The organism is Streptomyces viridiviolaceus (assembly GCF_014650995.1).
In the GTDB taxonomy this organism is placed as follows: domain Bacteria; phylum Actinomycetota; class Actinomycetes; order Streptomycetales; family Streptomycetaceae; genus Streptomyces; species Streptomyces viridiviolaceus.
In genome coordinates, this window is record NZ_BMWA01000008.1 from 293,398 (window position 1) to 309,144 (window position 15,747).

The 15,747-nt window shown below is 73.9% G+C and carries 14 protein-coding genes, 1 other RNA gene and 1 pseudogene; 9 read left to right on the forward strand and 7 right to left on the reverse strand.

Annotated elements, in window-relative coordinates:
- Positions 1-94: 94 nt before the first annotated feature.
- A complete protein-coding gene (locus tag IE260_RS13830; RefSeq protein ID WP_189871473.1) occupies positions 95-1,834 on the reverse strand; it encodes an MFS transporter in 1,740 nt (579 codons plus the stop codon).
- 208 nt (positions 1,835-2,042) lie between these two features.
- Here IE260_RS13830 and IE260_RS13835 point away from each other — a divergent pair, with 208 nt between their 5' ends.
- The gene (locus IE260_RS13835; RefSeq protein ID WP_189871475.1) at positions 2,043-3,482 is read left to right on the forward strand and encodes an MFS transporter; all 1,440 of its coding nucleotides are present in this window, start codon (positions 2,043-2,045) and stop codon (positions 3,480-3,482) included.
- 568 nt (positions 3,483-4,050) lie between these two features.
- The gene (locus IE260_RS13840; RefSeq protein ID WP_189871477.1) at positions 4,051-4,947 is read left to right on the forward strand and encodes a MaoC/PaaZ C-terminal domain-containing protein; all 897 of its coding nucleotides are present in this window, start codon (positions 4,051-4,053) and stop codon (positions 4,945-4,947) included.
- An 85-nt stretch (positions 4,948-5,032) separates the two neighbouring features.
- Here the strand turns inward: IE260_RS13840 and IE260_RS13845 are convergent, their stop codons facing one another.
- Both IE260_RS13845 and IE260_RS13850 read right to left on the reverse strand, forming a co-directional pair.
- Complete coding sequence (locus IE260_RS13845) at positions 5,033-5,200, reverse strand: hypothetical protein (protein WP_189871479.1); 168 nt, start codon at positions 5,198-5,200, stop codon at positions 5,033-5,035.
- 98 nt (positions 5,201-5,298) lie between these two features.
- The gene (locus tag IE260_RS13850; protein WP_189871481.1) at positions 5,299-6,477 is read right to left on the reverse strand and encodes a hypothetical protein; all 1,179 of its coding nucleotides are present in this window, start codon (positions 6,475-6,477) and stop codon (positions 5,299-5,301) included.
- Positions 6,478-6,663: 186 nt separating this feature from the next.
- Between IE260_RS13850 and IE260_RS13855 the strand changes: the two genes are divergently transcribed.
- The 3 genes from IE260_RS13855 to IE260_RS13865 are packed head-to-tail and all read left to right on the forward strand — an operon-like array spanning position 6,664 to position 9,905.
- Entirely contained in the window at positions 6,664-7,515 is an 852-nt protein-coding gene (locus IE260_RS13855; RefSeq protein WP_189871483.1) for a Nif3-like dinuclear metal center hexameric protein, read from the forward strand.
- Complete coding sequence (locus IE260_RS13860) at positions 7,512-8,255, forward strand: zinc ribbon domain-containing protein (RefSeq protein WP_189871568.1); 744 nt, start codon at positions 7,512-7,514, stop codon at positions 8,253-8,255. Before IE260_RS13855 ends, IE260_RS13860 begins: the two co-directional genes overlap by 4 nt.
- A 12-nt stretch (positions 8,256-8,267) precedes the next feature.
- Positions 8,268-9,905: a bifunctional RNase H/acid phosphatase gene (locus IE260_RS13865; protein WP_189871485.1), complete on the forward strand. Its 1,638-nt coding sequence runs from the start codon at positions 8,268-8,270 to the stop codon at positions 9,903-9,905.
- Here the strand turns inward: IE260_RS13865 and eda are convergent.
- From eda to IE260_RS13885, 4 genes are all read right to left on the reverse strand, one after another.
- Positions 9,880-10,539 carry a bifunctional 4-hydroxy-2-oxoglutarate aldolase/2-dehydro-3-deoxy-phosphogluconate aldolase gene (eda, locus tag IE260_RS13870; protein ID WP_189871487.1) on the reverse strand — a complete coding sequence of 220 codons (660 nt, stop codon included), beginning with the start codon at positions 10,537-10,539 and terminating at the stop codon, positions 9,880-9,882. The two genes, IE260_RS13865 and eda, sit on opposite strands and share 26 nt — an antisense overlap.
- Before the next feature lie 70 nt (positions 10,540-10,609).
- On the reverse strand, positions 10,610-11,392 hold the full coding sequence (gene yaaA / locus IE260_RS13875) for a peroxide stress protein YaaA (RefSeq protein ID WP_189871489.1): 783 nt from the start codon (positions 11,390-11,392) through the stop codon (positions 10,610-10,612).
- A gap of 50 nt (positions 11,393-11,442) precedes the next feature.
- A complete protein-coding gene (locus IE260_RS13880; RefSeq protein WP_189871491.1) occupies positions 11,443-12,054 on the reverse strand; it encodes a hypothetical protein in 612 nt (203 codons plus the stop codon).
- On the reverse strand, positions 12,051-12,812 hold the full coding sequence (locus tag IE260_RS13885) for a MerR family transcriptional regulator (RefSeq protein ID WP_189871493.1): 762 nt from the start codon (positions 12,810-12,812) through the stop codon (positions 12,051-12,053). Before IE260_RS13885 ends, IE260_RS13880 begins: the two co-directional genes overlap by 4 nt.
- A gap of 162 nt (positions 12,813-12,974) precedes the next feature.
- Here IE260_RS13885 and IE260_RS13890 point away from each other — a divergent pair, with 162 nt between their 5' ends.
- The 4 genes and pseudogenes from IE260_RS13890 (at position 12,975) to rnpB (ending at position 15,724) form a co-directional block, all read left to right on the forward strand.
- Positions 12,975-13,550, forward strand: a complete 576-nt coding sequence (locus IE260_RS13890; RefSeq protein ID WP_189871495.1) for a Uma2 family endonuclease — start codon at positions 12,975-12,977, stop codon at positions 13,548-13,550.
- 28 nt (positions 13,551-13,578) lie between these two features.
- Positions 13,579-14,406 (forward strand): AraC family transcriptional regulator, encoded by an 828-nt coding sequence (locus IE260_RS13895; protein WP_189871497.1) that lies wholly within the window; start codon positions 13,579-13,581, stop codon positions 14,404-14,406.
- 82 nt (positions 14,407-14,488) lie between these two features.
- Positions 14,489-15,205 (forward strand): annotated as a pseudogene (locus tag IE260_RS43040) (DMT family transporter); the annotation flags it as partial.
- 115 nt (positions 15,206-15,320) lie between these two features.
- An RNA gene (gene rnpB, locus IE260_RS13905) (RNase P RNA component class A) lies at positions 15,321-15,724 on the forward strand.
- Positions 15,725-15,747: the final 23 nt, after the last annotated feature.

Genomic DNA, 15,747 nt, shown 5'->3' on the forward strand with positions numbered 1-15,747 from the left:
CACGCGGGTGCGCGCAGGTTGTGCGGACGCCCCATGCTGCCGCACCCCCTGCCGCGCTGTGCGACAGGGGGTGCGGGTCGGCAGGCGGTGCGGGTCAGGCCGGGACCGTCTCGCCCGGCAGGGAGAGGTCCAGGTCGACCGGGCGGTCGTCGCCCTCGTGCGTCGCCGCGTGGGCGAGCGGGCCGTGGCCCGGGGCGCGGGCGGCCAGGACGTACGGGCCCTCGGAAGGGACGGCGAGGGCGTAGGAGCCGTCCTCGGCGGAGAGGGTCGCGCCCGCCTGGCGGCCGTGGCGGTCGATCAGGGTGACCTTGGCGCGGGCCACGGGGGCGCCGTCGGCGGCCAGCACCCGGCCCTGGAAGCCGCGCAGCACCTCCTCGGCGCGGGCCAGGTTCGCGTCCTCCTCGCTGCTGGCGCGCAGCTGCGTGGTGGCCGCCGGGCGCCGGCGCGGCAGGAAGAACGCCATGACCAGGCCGACGGCGACCGCGGCGGTCGCGATCAGGAAGGAGACGCGGAAGCCGTGCATGGTGGGGACGGCCACCCCGCCGACGTCGTTCGCCGTGTTGGCCAGCACCATGCCGATGACGGCGCTCGACACCGACGTGCCGATGGACCGCATGAGCGTGTTGAGGCCGTTGGCCGCGCCGGTCTCCGAGGCCGGCACCGCACCGACGATCAGCGCGGGCAGGGAGGAGTAGGCGAGGCCGATGCCGGCGCCGAGCATCACCGAGGTGATGACGGTCTGCCAGGCGGCGTCCATCAGGCCGAGGCCGCCGGCGTAGCCGATCGCGATGACCAGCAGACCGATGATCAGCGTGGTGCGGGGGCCGTAGCGGGCCGACAGGCGGGCGTACACGGGGGCCGTGAACATCATCGTCAGGCCCAGCGGGGCCACGCACAGACCGGCGACCACCATCGACTGGCCGAGGCCGTAGCCGGTGGCGGAGGGCAGCTGGAGGAGCTGGGGCAGGACGAGGGAGACGACGTAGAAGGAGACGCCGACCATGATGGAGGCGAGGTTGGTGAGGAGGACCTCGCGGCGGGCCGTGGTGCGCAGGTCGACCAGCGGGGCCTTCAGGCGCAACTCCATCAGGCCCCACAGCACGAGCACCACGACGGCGGCGGCGAACAGGCCGAGCGTGGTGGCCGAGGACCAGCCCCAGTCGCTGCCCTTGGTGATCGGGAGCAGGAGGAGGACCAGGCCGGCGGAGAGGCCGAGGGCGCCCGGCAGGTCGAAGGAGCCCTTCGCGCGCAGCGGTGACTCGGGCACGACGAGGAAGGTCAGGGCGATCGCCGCGACGCCGAGGCCGGCGGCGCCGTAGAACAGGGCGTGCCAGTCGGCGTGCTGGGCGACCAGTGCGGCGGCGGGCAGCGCGAGGCCGCCGCCGACGCCGATCGAGGAGCTCATCAGAGCCATCGCCGAGCCGAGCCGTTCGCGGGGCAGCATGTCCCGCATCAGGCCGATGCCGAGGGGTATCGCGCCCATCGCGAAGCCCTGGAGCGTACGGCCGGCGATCATGGGGAGCAGGGCGTCGGTGAAGGCGCTCACCAGCGCGCCGACCACCATCACGGCCAGGCTGAGGACCAGCATGCGCCGCTTGCCGTAGAGGTCGCCGAGGCGGCCCATGATCGGCGTGGCCACGGCTCCCGAGAGCAGTGTCGAGGTCAGGACCCAGGTGGCGTTGCTGGGCGAGGTGTCCAGGAGCTGGGGCAGGTCCTTGATGACCGGGACGAGCAGGGTCTGCATCACCGCGACGACGATGCCCGCGAAGGCGAGTACCGGGACGGTGGCCCCGCTCGCACTCCGGCTGGGCTCGTCGGTCGTCGTGTGGGTCATTGCGTGGGGCCTCCAGGCCGGGGAGTGAGCGAGTGCGTACGCGTACGTGCCAAGTGTGTGCAGGATGAACCCCGTCTGCCCGGGCAACTATTCCGTTGCTTCGAGTCCCTAATGAATTCTTGACCTGCTCTTGGGGCGGTCCTAGGCCCTGCGACGCAGGCCGCCGGGGACGAAATCCCGATGCAAGGGGCGCAGCCGGGTTGAGAGCATGACGCCCATGCTCGAATCCGCCCGCACCGCCGACTCCACGCACATATCACCGCGCCGTACGCCACCCACCTGGCTGGTCGTGGCGCTCGCGTGCGCCGGACAGTTCCTGGTCGTGCTCGACGTGTCCGTCGTCAACGTCGCCCTGCCGTCGATGCGGACCGACCTCGGGCTGAACGCGCAGGGGCTGCAGTGGGTGGTCAACGCCTACGCCATCGCCTTCGCCGGCTTCATGCTGCTCGGCGGGCGGGCCGGGGACCTGTACGGGCGCAAGCGGATGTTCCTGGTCGGGCTCGGGGTGTTCACGCTGGCCTCGCTGGGCGGCGGATTCGCCCAGGAGGGGTGGCAGTTGCTGGTCGCGCGGGCCGCGCAGGGGCTGGGCGCGGCGGTACTGGCGCCCTCGACGCTGACGATCCTGACCGCGGCGGTGCCGGAGGGGGCGGCGCGGGCGCGGGCCATCGCGACCTGGACCGCCGTGGGCGCGGGCGGCGGGGCCGCGGGTGGCCTCGTCGGCGGCGTGCTGGTGGACGGGCTGTCCTGGCGCTGGGTGCTGCTGATCAACGTGCCGGTGGGTGCGGTGGTGCTGCTCGGTTCGGTGCTGTGGCTGACCGAGAGCCGGGCGGGGGAACGGCGGCGGCTGGACCTGCCGGGGGCGGTGCTGGTGACGGCCGGCCTCGCCACGCTGGCGTACGGCATCTCGCAGACCGAGTCCGAGGGGTGGGCGGCGGCGGCCGCGCTGGGGCCGCTGGGGGCGGGGGTGCTGCTGATCGGGCTGTTCCTCCTCGTCGAGGCACGGACGGCGGCGCCGCTGATGCCGCTCGGGCTGCTGCGGCTGCGGTCGGTGGCCTCCGCGAACGTGGCGATGCTCGTGTGCGGGTCCGCGATGTTCTCGATGTGGTTCTTCATGACGCTGTACGCGCAGAACGTGCTGGGTTACTCGCCGCTGGAGGCCGGGCTCGCGCTGGTGCCCAGTTCGCTGGCCGTGGTGCTGGGGTCGAAGCTGGCGCCGCGGTTCATGCCGGTGATCGGGGCGCGGAGCGTGGCCGTGCTGGGGACGGCCGTGGCGGCCGTGGGGTTCGGCTGGCAGTCGACGATGACCGCGGACGGGGGGTATGTCGTCGCGATCATGGTTCCGGGCGTGCTGATGATGCTGGGCGCGGGGCTGGCGGCGACGCCGCTGGCGGCGCTGGCCACCTCCGGGGCGGCGGCGGGGGACGCGGGGCTGGTCTCCGGGCTGGTCAACACCTCGCGGACGATGGGGGGTTCGCTGGGGCTCGCCGTGATGTCGACGATCGCGGCGGCGCGGTCCGGGGAGGGGGACGTGGGGCCGGTGGCACTGACGGAGGGGTATGCGCTGGTGTTCCGTACGGCGGCGGTGGTGCTGGTCGTGGGGGCGGTGCTGATGCGGGTGTGGCTGCCGGCGGGGGAGCGGCGGCGGTAGCCTCCGGCGGGTGCGCGGGGGGTCTGCGGGGGTTGTGCCTGCGGGTGCGCGGGGGGTCTGCGGGGGTTGCGCCTGCGGGTGTGCGGGGGTTGTGCCTGCGGGTGCGATGGGTGGTGTCTGCGGGTGCCTGCGGCGGCCTGTGCGGGTCGTCGGGGGTGCGCGTAGCGCTTTCGGTTGTGGGTGGGTCGGGGCCGCGCCGGGGGGTGTCCGTCCTCGGAACGGCGCGGAATCGGTGGGTCACCAACTGACCCGCGTCGACGCGCCAACCACTGCGGGCGGACACCCCCCGACACGTCCCCTTCTCGCCGTACGCGACTGCGGCTCCGCGCCACCGCGGGTTGTCGGGCTCGCTCACCCGCGGGTTGCCGGGGTCGCCCAGCCGCGGGCAGTCGTGCCGCCCGGGGCGGCACGGGTGGGCGCGGGCGGCAACCCGTGAGCGCCGGGCTGCGCGACCCACCCCGGCCCACACCCCTGCCGGGCGGCGAGGCAAACGCCGGACCGGCAACCGCCGGAGCACCCGGCACTCGTAGGGTCGGAGCCGTCGTGATCCCGGTGATCAGGAGAACCCGTGCCCATCGACGCAGCCGCAGCGCTCGCCGCCGCACCACGCACCCGCGAGATCGCGTGGGACCACAAGGACGTCCTGCTCTACCACCTCGGCATCGGCGCCGGCGTCCCCGCGACCGATCCCCGCGAACTGCGCTACACCCTGGAGTCCCGGCTGCACGTCCTGCCGAGCTTCGCCACCGTCGCGGGCGGGGGCGCCCCGGGGGTGACCGGCGGTCTGTCCACGCCCGGCGTCGACGTGGACCTGGCCCGGGTCCTGCACGGCGGGCAGCGGCTGCGCGTGCACCGGCCCGTCCCGGTGACGGGCCGGGCGACCGCGGCCTCGCGGGTCACCGCCGTGTACGACAAGGGCAAGGCGGCCGTCCTCGTCCTGCGCACCGAGGTCGCCGACGCCGAGGGTCCGCTGTGGACCGACGACGCCGAGATCTACGTGCGGGGGGAGGGCGGCTGGGGCGGGGAGCGTGGGCCGTCCGTCCGGGCCGCCGCCGCGCAGGGGGAGCCCGACGCGGTCGTCGAGCGGGTCGTCCGCGAGGACCAGGCGCTGCTGTACCGGCTCTGCGGCGACTGGAACCCGCTGCACGCCGATCCCGCGTTCGCGGCCCGCGCCGGGTTCGACCGGCCCGTCCTGCACGGGCTGTGCACCTACGGCGCCACCCTCAAGGCGGTCGTCGACACGCTCCTCGACGGTGACGTGACCCGGGTGCGCGACTACCGCACGCGTTTCGCCGGGGTCGTGTACCCGGGGGAGACCCTGCGCGTGCGCATGTGGCGGCCGGAGGCGGGCACCGTGCGGGTGGCCGTGAGCGTCGTCACGGGGGTCCCCCCGCGCGAGCGGAGCCGAGAGTGGGCGAGGCAGGACGCCGCTGTGCTCGCCGACACCGTCGTCCGGTACGCGTGAAACGTCATGTGCGTACGACAACGGCCCCGCCCGTCGGATGGGACGAGCGGGGCCGGAGCCGCTCGCTGCTTGGCCTGACGTACCGTCAGGCCGCCGTTCCGGCCTCCTCGGCCGGCTTGCGGTGGCGGCCGCTCGGTGCGGTCGCGCCGTCCTGTGTGGAGACCGGGCCGCGGTGCCGGCCGTGGCCGGTGGCGGTCTCCTGAACGTCGGCACCGTCGGCCTGCATCGGCTGGGTCGTGCTGGCGTCGCTCATCGGAAGGAATTCACCCCGTCAAACATGATCTTTCCTACAGCCGGGCGAGTGTAACCGGCACACCTCGGGCCGAATCCAGGCGGCCACGCCAACCGGCACTAGTTCGTTACAAGCCGTGCCAATGGCGCCTGTTGCAACGGCACCGGGCGTGGGGCGGCGGGCGACGGAGGGTCGTCCGGTTGATCCGGAAGATCCGGTAGTGCCGGTTCGTCCGGAGCCTCCCGTGCCGGGAGTCCGGTCCTCTCCTCGTTCACGGGGGGCGCCGTCAGCCGTGCCAGGCCGCACGGCGACTGAGGGGTCGCGTACGGCAGACGGAGCTCGCCGTCCGCCGTCCACAGTCCGGTGCCCGTCAACCAGCCGTAGGGGGCGGGGAAATGGTGCACCTGCCGTTCGACGGGCCGCCACACCCCGACCCAGCTGTCGAAGGCGCCGTCGACGCGCAGTGCCACCGCACAGCGTTCCGGCGTGAGCACCTGGCCGGGCTGGATCGCGAACGGCGTCACGGCGCACTCCGGCAGGCGCAGGCACTCCGGGAAGCGCACCGGCAGCGTGCTGCCCAGTACGCCCCAGCCCAGCCGGTCCCGGCCCGGCGACGGGGCGTCCGAGCGGATCAGCAGCAGTCCGCTGTCCGGGTCGGCCAGCAGCACCCGGTCGTCGCTGTCGGCGGCGATCTGCAGCAGCGGCGACACCTCGCCGTCCCGCTCCAGGTCCACGACGATCGCCTTGGTGCGCCCGTCGGTCTCCCGGTCCACGGCCAGCATCCGTCCCATGCGGTCCAGCCACGCCCCGCCCGAGCAGCGGCCGGGGATCTCGGCGAGGTGCTCGGGTCCGAAGGCGCCGCCCGCCACCTGCCACAGGTCCGTCGAACGCGGGCCTACGGCGAGGGCGTACGCGCACTCGCCGCCCGGGGCCGGCGGCAGCAGCCGCAGCCGGGTGCCCTCGTCCTGGCACTCGACCGCGCCGAGCGGCAGCTCGCCGGTGCCGGGCCCGGTCGGGTAGAGGAGGGAGAAGAGGTGGCGTCCGGCGGCGATCCGGTGGACGAGGACCCGTCCGTCGCCCATCGGCTGCACCTCGGTGCCGGGTTCCTCCGGCTGGTTGCCGGGCAGCGGTACCGCGTACGGCTCGGGGCCGTCGAGCGTCCAGCGCTCGGGGTACCGGGAGTCGCCGCTGCGGGCGAGGCGCGCGGCGTAGGCGCCCTCCGCGGCGATGGTGCAGCCCGCCCGCGGGGTCCCGTCGTTCTCGTGGTCCGCCGAAGGCTCGATGGCACAGGCCGTCATCGTTCGGTCACCTCCGGCGACGAAGCTAGTTTTCGTACGCACAGGCGGGGGACCGGCGCCCGTCCCCATCACACGTATGAGTGGCACAGGAACGATTCGCCTGAGGGAGCGGAGAGGGCTGTGCTGCACGGGGCCGGACGGCCGAGGCGGTACAACGGCACAGAACAGGCAGGTAGCCTTGCATGCGTGCCCCGTCTGTCAGAAGTCATCGCCGCGCTGGAGAACCTGTGGCCCGCCGAGCGGGCCGAGTCCTGGGACGCGGTCGGGACCGTCGTGGGCGACCCCGACCAGGAGGTCTCCCGGGTCCTGTTCGCCGTCGACCCCGTGCAGGAGATCGTCGACGAGGCGGTGAAGCTCGGCGCAGACCTGCTCGTCACCCACCACCCGCTCTACCTGCGGGGGACGACCACGGTCGCGGCCTCCACCTTCAAGGGCCGCGTGGTGCACACGCTCATCAAGAACGACATCGCGCTGCACGTCGCCCACACCAACGCCGACACCGCCGACCCCGGCGTCAGCGACGCGCTGGCCGGCGCGCTCGACCTCCGTGTCGTACGGCCCCTGGTACCGGACCCGGACGACCCCGACGGCTGCCGGGGCCTGGGCCGCGTGTGCGAACTGGACCACCCGCTGACCGTCCGCGAGTTCGCCGCCCGCGCCGCCGAGCGGCTGCCCGCCACCGCGCAGGGCATCCGTGTGGCCGGCGACCCGGAGGCGACCCTGCGCACGGTCGCCGTCAGCGGCGGCTCCGGCGACGGCCTCTTCGACGAGGTGCGGGCGGCCGGCGTCGACGCCTTCCTCACCGCCGACCTCCGCCACCACCCGGCCTCCGAGGCCCTGGCCCACAGCCCCCTCGCGCTGTTCGACGCGGCGCACTGGGCCACCGAGTGGCCCTGGTGCGAGCTGGCCGCAGCCCAGCTCGACGAGATCTCCGACCGGAACGGATGGGACCTCAGGGTCCACGTCTCGAAGACGGTCACCGACCCCTGGACCGCCCACGCGGCGTCCCCCGATTCGACTGCAGGAGCCCCCAACTGAACGCCGCGCCCGCCGACCAGATCCGACTCCTCGACGTCCAGGCCCTCGACGTCCGCCTCCAGCAGCTCGCGCACAAGCGGAAGTCCCTGCCCGAGCACGCCGAGATCGAGTCGCTGACCAAGGACCTCACCCAGCTGCGCGACCTCCTCGTGGCCGCGCAGACCGAGGAGAGCGACTGCGCCCGCGAGCAGACCAAGGCCGAGCAGGACGTGGACCAGGTGCGCCAGCGCGCCGCCCGCGACCAGCAGCGCCTGGACTCGGGCGCCGTCACCTCCCCGAAGGACCTGGAGAACCTCCAGCGCGAGATCGCCTCCCTCGCCAAGCGGCAGGGCGACCTGGAGGACGTCGTCCTGGAGGTGATGGAGCGCCGCGAGTCCGCGCAGGAGCGGGCCGGCGAGCTGACCGAGCGGGTCGCCTCCGTACAGGCGAAGATCGACGACGCCACCGGCCGCCGGGACGCGGCCTTCGAGGAGATCGACGGCGAGGCGGCGTCGGTCACCAAGGAGCGCGAGGTGATCGCGGCCTCGGTGCCCGCCGACCTGCTGAAGCTCTACGACAAGCTGCGTGAGCAGCAGGGCGGCATCGGCGCGGCCAAGCTGTACCAGCGGACCTGTCAGGGGTGCCGCCAGGAGCTGGCGATCACCGAGCTGAGCGAGATCCGCGCGGCGGCGCCCGACACGGTCGTGCGGTGCGAGAACTGCCGCCGCATCCTGGTGCGCACCTCCGACTCCGGGCTGTAGGGGGTCCCTGCGGTGCGGGAGTTCGTCGTCGAGGCCGACGGCGGGTCGCGGGGCAACCCGGGACCCGCGGGCTACGGAGCGGTGGTACTGGACGCGGCGACGGGTCAGACCCTCGTCGAGACCGCCGAGTACCTGGGCGTCGTCACGAACAACGTGGCCGAGTACCGGGGCCTGCTGGCCGGTCTGCGCGCCGCGCACACACTGGATCCGTCGGCGACGGTCCGCGTCCGGATGGACTCCAAGCTCGTCGTCGAGCAGATGTCGGGCCGCTGGAAGATCAAGCACCCCGCCATGAAGCCGCTGGCGGCCGAGGCGGGGCGTGTCTTCCCGCCGGGGCGGGTGACGTACGAGTGGATCCCGCGCGCCGACAACAAGCACGCCGACCGCCTGGCCAACGAGGCGATGGACGCGGGAAGCCGCGGCGAGCAGTGGTCGCCGTCGCTGTCCACGGCCGAACTGGACGCGGCGTCACGCTCCGCGGGCGGCGTCGGCACGAGGCGGTCCGGCGACACCGCACCGACGACCCCGGCCACCGCTGCCGCCGAGCCGGATGCCGGGGGCGTGAAGCCGAAGGGGCGGGTTGCCGAGGCCGTCGGTGGTGCCCGGGCGGCCGGCCGGGGCGCCGGTGCCGCCGAGCCGTATGCCGAGGGCGCCGAGCCTGCCACCGGTGCCGCGGCGCCGTATGCCGCGGGCGTGAAGCCGAAGGGTGCGCCTGCCGCGTCCGTCGGTGGTGCCGGAGGGGCCGGAAGGGGCGCCGGTGCCGCGGAGCGGGAGGCCGAGGCCGCAGTGCCGGGGCCCGGGGCGGCCGTGCCGGACGTCGGTGCTGGGCAGACGGGAGCCCGGGCTGCGAAGCCGGCCGGCGAGGCCGCCGCGTCCGTCGGTGGTGTCGAGGCGGTCGGTGAGGGCACCGGTGTCGACGGGCAGGCTGCCGGGCCCGGCCCCGCCACCACCCCGGCCGCCCGCGCCGGCGCCGACGTACGCGCCGCCAAGGCCGTCGCGACGCCCGGATGGGGGCCGCCGGACCTGGGGGCGCCCGCCACCTTCGTCCTGCTCCGGCACGGCGAGACGCCGCTGACCCCGCAGAAGCGGTTCTCCGGGAGTGGCGGCAGCGACCCCGCGCTGTCGGACGTGGGACGCGAGCAGGCCGAGAAGGTCGCCGCGAGCCTCGCCCGGCGCGGGACCGTCCAGGCGATCGTGTCCTCGCCCCTGGCCCGGACCCGCGAGACCGCCGCCGTCGTCGCGGCCCGCCTCGGCCTGGAGGTGACGGTCGACGAGGGCCTGCGCGAGACCGACTTCGGCGCCTGGGAGGGGCTCACCTTCGGCGAGGTGCGCGAGCGCTACCCGGACGACCTGAACGCCTGGCTGGGCTCACCCGACGCCGAGCCGACCGGCGGCGGCGAGAGCTTCGCGGCGACCGGCGCCCGCATCGCCGCCACCCGCGACAAGCTGGTCGCGGCGTACGCGGGCCGCACGGTCCTGCTGGTCTCCCACGTCACGCCGATCAAGACGTTCGTACAGCTCGCCCTGGGCGCCCCGCCCGAGTCGCTGTTCCGCATGGAGCTGTCGGCGGCCTCGCTGTCGGCGGTGGCCTACTACGCGGACGGCGGCGCCAGCGTCCGCCTGTTCAACGACACGTCGCACCTGCGCTGAGCGCGGCCGCCTCACGGGCCAGCGCCTCCACGCGCCCCCAGTCGCGGCCGGCGACGGCGTCCTTCGGCAGCATCCAGCTGCCGCCGACGCAGCCGACGTTGGGCAGCGCCAGGTACTCCGGAGCGGAGGCCGGGCCGATGCCGCCGGTCGGGCAGAAGCGGGCCTGCGGCAGCGGGGCGGCGAGCGCCTTGAGGTAGGCGGTGCCGCCCGCGGCCTCGGCCGGGAAGAACTTCATCTCGCGCACCCCGCGCTCCAGCAGCGCCACCACCTCCGACGTGGTCGACACCCCCGGCAGGAACGGCACCCCGGACGCCCGCATCGCCTCCAGCAGCGCCTCCGTCCAGCCCGGGCTGACGAGGAACCGCGCCCCGGCCGTCATGACCTCGGTGACCTGGTCCGGGGTGATCAGGGTCCCCGCACCGACCACCGCGTCCGGCACCTCGCGGGCGATGGCCCGGATCGCGTCGACCGCGGCCGGCGTCCGTAGCGTCACCTCGATCGCGGGCAGCCCGCCGGCGACGAGCGCCCGGGCGAGCGGTACGGCGTCGGCGGCGTCGTCGACGACCACGACGGGCACGACGGGCGCCAGATCCAGGACCGAGGCAGGGGAGGAGGAGGGCTGCGGTGAGGTCATGACCTCATCGTGCCCGCGAGAAGCAGCATGCGCAAAGGTCGTTGCGCATGCTGCAATGTGCCTGGGAGTGTCAGTGAATCTCGTCCACCAGCACGTCCAGCGACCACGGCTTCCCCGCCTTCGCGGGCGCCTCCGCCTCCACCACGTACCCGAGGTCGCGCAGCGCCTCCACCAGCTCCGCCGGGCCCTCGGGCGCGCTCCCGGACGTCAGCAGACTCCGGACGATCCGCCCCTTCGTCGCCTTGTTGAAGTGGCTGACCACCTTCCGGGTCGGGGCGTGCAGCACCCGCACGGTCGCCGTCCGCCCCGCGACCTCGCCCTTCGGCTTCCACGCCGCCGCGTACGCCGAAGACCGCAGATCCAGCACCAGCCGGTCCCCGGCCGCCTCGGGCAGCACCCCGGCCATCGGCGCACGCCAGAACGCGCCCAGCGCCCCGAGACCGGGCAGCTTCACGCCCATCGAGCAGCGGTAGGAGGGGATCCGGTCGGTCACGCGCACCGCGCCCCAGAGCCCGGAGAACACCAGCAGGGAGCGGGCGGCCCGCCGCTTCGCGGCCGGGTCGAGGGAGGCCAGGTCCAGGGCGTCGTAGAGCACGCCGGTGTAGATCTCCCCGGCGGGGCGCGCTCCGGCCGTCCGCAGTTCCGCGTTCTTGGCGACCTCGCCGCGCAGCCCCTCGCTCAGGCCCAGCACCTCGCGCGCCTTCTCCTCGTCGGCCGCGCACAGCTCGACCAGCTCGTCGAGGACGGCCTCACGGGCCGCCGTGAGCCCCGGCAGCGACAGCGACTCCGGCTTCAGCGGGGCACCCCGGCCGGACGACGCCTTTCCCTCGGACGGCGGCAGCAGGACAAGCACACGTACTCCTTCGGTCGAACTCCGGCCAGGGTACGGCGTGCCGTCTCGGCCTAGGCGCGCCGGAGGAGGCCGTCCCGTGCCTGCGTGACGGCGCGTACGAGCGCGTCGGCGTCGTCGGCGTGGCAGCGCACCACGCGGACCTCGCGGCGCCGGCCGAAGAAGGTGACGTGGGGGACGGGCTCGGTGAGGTGGAGCGTGACGGAGGTCTGCGCGCCCACGGCGACGTGCAGTTCACCGTCGGTGCGTTCGTGGACCGTGCGCAGCTCGCGCCGGACCGAGGCGATCCGCTCCAGCGGTATCCGCACGTCGACGTGGACGGCCCGGCGGATGCGCAGCAGGCCGCCGTCCGGCTCCAGCACGTGTGGACGGGTCACGGACGCCGCGTGCATTCCGACGACGATGACGATCGTGTACACGTCCAGGAGGAGCACCACGTGGTGCACCGTGGGCCAGTCGCGCAGCAGCACGGACATCGTCAGCGACTCGACCACGCACACGAACCCGAATCCGAAGATCATGGCGCCCTGACCCCGCGCATACCCGAACGCCCGCCCGCCTGCCGCCGTCCCGTGCGTCCGCCGGGCCGCCCACAGCACCAGGCTCGCGAGCAACCGCAGCTCGTGCCGGACCATGAGCCACGCGACTCTCACGACGGCCCTCATGGCCGCCGTCCCCGAGCGACGAGCCGCATGGCCTCACGGATCGCCTCCGCCTGGGCCGGCGCGAAGTCGGCGTAGAAGGCGCGCAGCATGCTGTGGCCGGAGTCGAGGACGGTCTCGTCATCGGGCAGCATGTCCGCGGGAATGCAGTCGGCGAGCGCGCGGGCCGCCTCCGCCACCCGCGGGTCGTCGACGGCGGCGTCCGCGAGGTCGTCGAGCAGGGCGTAGGCGTGGTGGGCCCGGGCCACCGCCTCCGGCGAGCCCAGGGCACCGCGCAGCGCGCCCAGCAGCTGCTCCCGGTCCTGCGGGGCCACCGTGTTCTCCAGCAGCGCGAGCATCTCGCGGTCCCGGCGTGCCATGGGCGAATCGGAGACGTGCGCCATGTCGGCGAACAGCGCGGCCAGCTCCGGCGAAACCGGCCCCTCGGCCGGCAGGCCGCCCTCCGCCGCCAGCAGCGTCCGCAGCCGCGCCCGGCGCTCGGCGATGGCGGCCTCCTGCCGTGCCAGATCGGCGTCCAGCTCCTCGAGCACCTCGGCCAGGTCCTTCCCGGCCTCGTCCGCGAGCACGTCCCGCACCTCCGCCAGCCCCAGCCCCAGCTCCGTCAGCCGCCGGATCCGGGCGAGCACGACGACGTGCCGCAGGGTGTACGTCCGGTAGCCGTTGGGCAGCCGCTCCGGCTCGGGCAGCAGCCCCTGGTGGTGGTAGTGCCGCACCGTCCGCGTGGTGACGCCGACGGCGTCGGCGAGTTCTCCGATCCGCATGACTTCAGTGAAGACGTTGACGTTGCGGCAGGGTCAAGCGGCGGCGCCGGTGCCTGACGGCGGGGTCGTCGTGTGCCACGATCGAGGGAACGGTTCCCGATCTCTCGGACAGGTGATCAGCCGATGTCCCAGTCTGGCGAGCGACCGAAGGAGGGGCGTGACATGGCTGCCATGGCCCACGAGCTCACGCAGGCGGAGGTCCTGCTGGAGGGGTTCCTCGCCCTGGACACGCCGGAAGGCTTCCGGGCGGAGCTGATCGAGGGGGAGATCGTTGTGACGCCGCCGCCGGACGGGGACCACGAGGACTACATCGGGCTGATCGTGAGCCAGGTGATCAGGAACTCCCGGACCGAGATGCAGTTCTCCGGGAACAAGGGCCTGAAGCTGAGGAGCGGAGGCGCCTGCCCGAAAGACCACGCGATCCCGGACGGTACGTTCGCCCCGACGAAACTGCGCCTCTACCGCGGCGCTGAACCCTGGATGCCCTGCGAGGGCGTCGCCATGGTCCTGGAGGTGACGTCCACCAAGCCCCAGGCCGACCGCGAGGCCAAACGCCGCTGCTACGCCCGCGGCGGCATCCCCCTCTACCTGCTCGTCGACCGCGAAGCCTCGTCGATCACGCTGTTCAGCGACCCGGAGAAGGACGAGTACCGCGAGCACTGCACCCGCCCCCTCGGGAAACCGCTCGCCCTCCCCGACCCCTTCGCCTTCGAACTGGACACCGCCGACTTCCTCTGATCCCGTTGGGGGCAGGGGGTGGCGCGAGGTGGACGCACGCGAACAGGCACGGTGGACCAGGGCACGCCTGGGCCACCACGGCCCGCCCCTCGACCTGCTCACCGCCCGCTTCGCCCGGCACGAGTACGCCCCCCACGCCCACGACGAGTACACCGTGGGCGTCACCGTCGGCGGCCTGGAGGTCATCGCCTACCGAGGGGGCCGCATCCACTCCGGCCCCGGCTCGATCGTCGTCCTCGAACCCGGCGAGATGCACACCGGCGGCCCCGCCGCCCCCGAGGGCTACGCCTACCAGGCCCTCTACGCCGACCCCGCCCTGCTCGCCGACGGCACCCTCGGCGGCCTGCCGCACTTCCGCGAACCCGTCCTCGACGACCCGGAACTCGCCCACGCCCTGCGCGCCGCGCACTCGGACCTGGCGCGCTGTCCCGACCCCCTGGAGGCCGAGTCCCGCGTCCCCTGGCTGCTCACGGCGCTGGCCCGCCGCCACTCGACGGCCCGGGCGGCCTGCGACACCGTGCCCGGCGCCGATCGCCTCGCCCGGACCGTACGCGACCGCCTCGCCGACGAACTGCTCGCCCCGCCCTCCCTCGCCTCGCTCGCCGCGGACCTGGGCCTGTCCCGCTACCAACTGCTGCGCGCCTTCCGTACGACGATGGGGATACCGCCGTACGCCTGGCTCGCCCAGTACCGGGTGACCAGGGCACGCACGCTGCTGGAGGCGGGCCTGCGCCCCGCCGAGGTGGCCACGCTCGTGGGCTTCGCCGACCAGGCACACCTGACCCGCTGGTTCCGGCGCGTCCTCGGCGTGACCCCGGCGGCGTACCGCAACAGCGTTCAAGACGGAGCCCGCTGACCCGGCCGAGACTCGTCGCATGACTGCACGAGGCTGGTTCCTGTTCTCCCTGATGGGAGTGGTCTGGGGCATCCCCTATCTGATGATCAAGGTGGCGGTGGACGAGCTGTCGCCGTCCGTCGTGGTGTTCGCGCGGTGCGCGCTCGGCGCGGCCCTCCTGCTCCCCTTCGCCCTGCGCCAAGGTGGTCTCGCACGTACCGTCCGGGTGCACTGGAAACCCATGCTGGCCTTCGCGGTCATCGAGATCGTCGGCCCCTGGTGGACCCTGACCGACGCCGAACGCCACCTGTCCAGCTCCACCGCCGGACTGCTCATCGCGGGCGTGCCCATCGTCGCCCTCCTCCTCGCCCGCTTCTTCGGCGCCGAGGAACGCGTGGGCGCCCGCCGGATCACGGGTCTCGCCCTCGGTCTCGCGGGCGTCACGGTCCTCACCCTGCCGCACCTCACCGGCGGCGACGCCCGCTCCCTGGCCGAAGTGCTGGTCACGGTCGTCGGCTACGCCACCGCCCCGCTGATAGCCGCCCGGCACCTCAAGGACGTCCCGACCCTCCAGCTCATCACCCCCTGCCTCACGCTGGCCGCCGTCGTCTACGCCCCCGCCGCCTTCCTGACCCGGCCCGCCGCCATGCCCTCGGGCGATGTCCTGGCCGCCCTCGTCGGCCTCGGCGTCGTCTGCACCGCGATCGCGTTCGTGGTCTTCCTGGAGCTGATCAAGGAGATCGGACCGACCCGGGCCGGTGTGATCACGTACGTCAACCCGGCGGTCGCCGTGGCCGCGGGCGCCCTCTTCCTGGACGAGGAGCTGACCCTCGGCATCGGCGTCTCGTTCGCCCTGATCCTGGCGGGCTCGGTGCTGGCCACGGCCGCGGCGCCGAAGGACGGCGTCCGCCGGGTAGCATGGTCGGCACGGCAGACGAGCCGGGCGGACGGCCGCGTGGAGTCCCCTTAGCGGGGCTTCCCGAGGAACGTCCGGGCTCCACAGGGCAGGGTGGTGGCTAACGGCCACCCGGGGTGACCCGCGGGACAGTGCCACAGAAAGCAGACCGCCGGGGACCTCGGTCCTCGGTAAGGGTGAAACGGTGGTGTAAGAGACCACCAGCGCCTGGGGTGACCCAGGCGGCTAGGTAAACCCCACCCGGAGCAAGGTCAAGAGGGGACACCCCGGTGTCCCTGCGCGGACGTTCGAGGGCTGCCCGCCCGAGTCCGCGGGTAGACCGCACGAGGCCGGCGGCAACGCCGGTCCTAGATGGATGGCCGTCGCCCCGGGCTCCGCGAGGAACCCGGGGAACAGAACCCGGCGTACAGCCCGACTCGTCTGCCTCTCGGCTGCCGCCGGATCAC

Coding starts and splice junctions, on each gene's coding strand:
- IE260_RS13830 (WP_189871473.1), bottom strand. CDS start 1,834: ATGACCCACACGACGACCGACGAGCCCAGCCGGAGTGCGAGCGGGGCC.
- IE260_RS13835 (WP_189871475.1), top strand. CDS start 2,043: ATGACGCCCATGCTCGAATCCGCCCGCACCGCCGACTCCACGCACATA.
- IE260_RS13845 (WP_189871479.1), bottom strand. CDS start 5,200: ATGAGCGACGCCAGCACGACCCAGCCGATGCAGGCCGACGGTGCCGAC.
- IE260_RS13850 (WP_189871481.1), bottom strand. CDS start 6,477: ATGACGGCCTGTGCCATCGAGCCTTCGGCGGACCACGAGAACGACGGG.
- eda (WP_189871487.1), bottom strand. CDS start 10,539: ATGACCTCACCGCAGCCCTCCTCCTCCCCTGCCTCGGTCCTGGATCTG.
- IE260_RS13880 (WP_189871491.1), bottom strand. CDS start 12,054: ATGAGGGCCGTCGTGAGAGTCGCGTGGCTCATGGTCCGGCACGAGCTG.
- IE260_RS13885 (WP_189871493.1), bottom strand. CDS start 12,812: ATGCGGATCGGAGAACTCGCCGACGCCGTCGGCGTCACCACGCGGACG.
- IE260_RS13890 (WP_189871495.1), top strand. CDS start 12,975: ATGGCTGCCATGGCCCACGAGCTCACGCAGGCGGAGGTCCTGCTGGAG.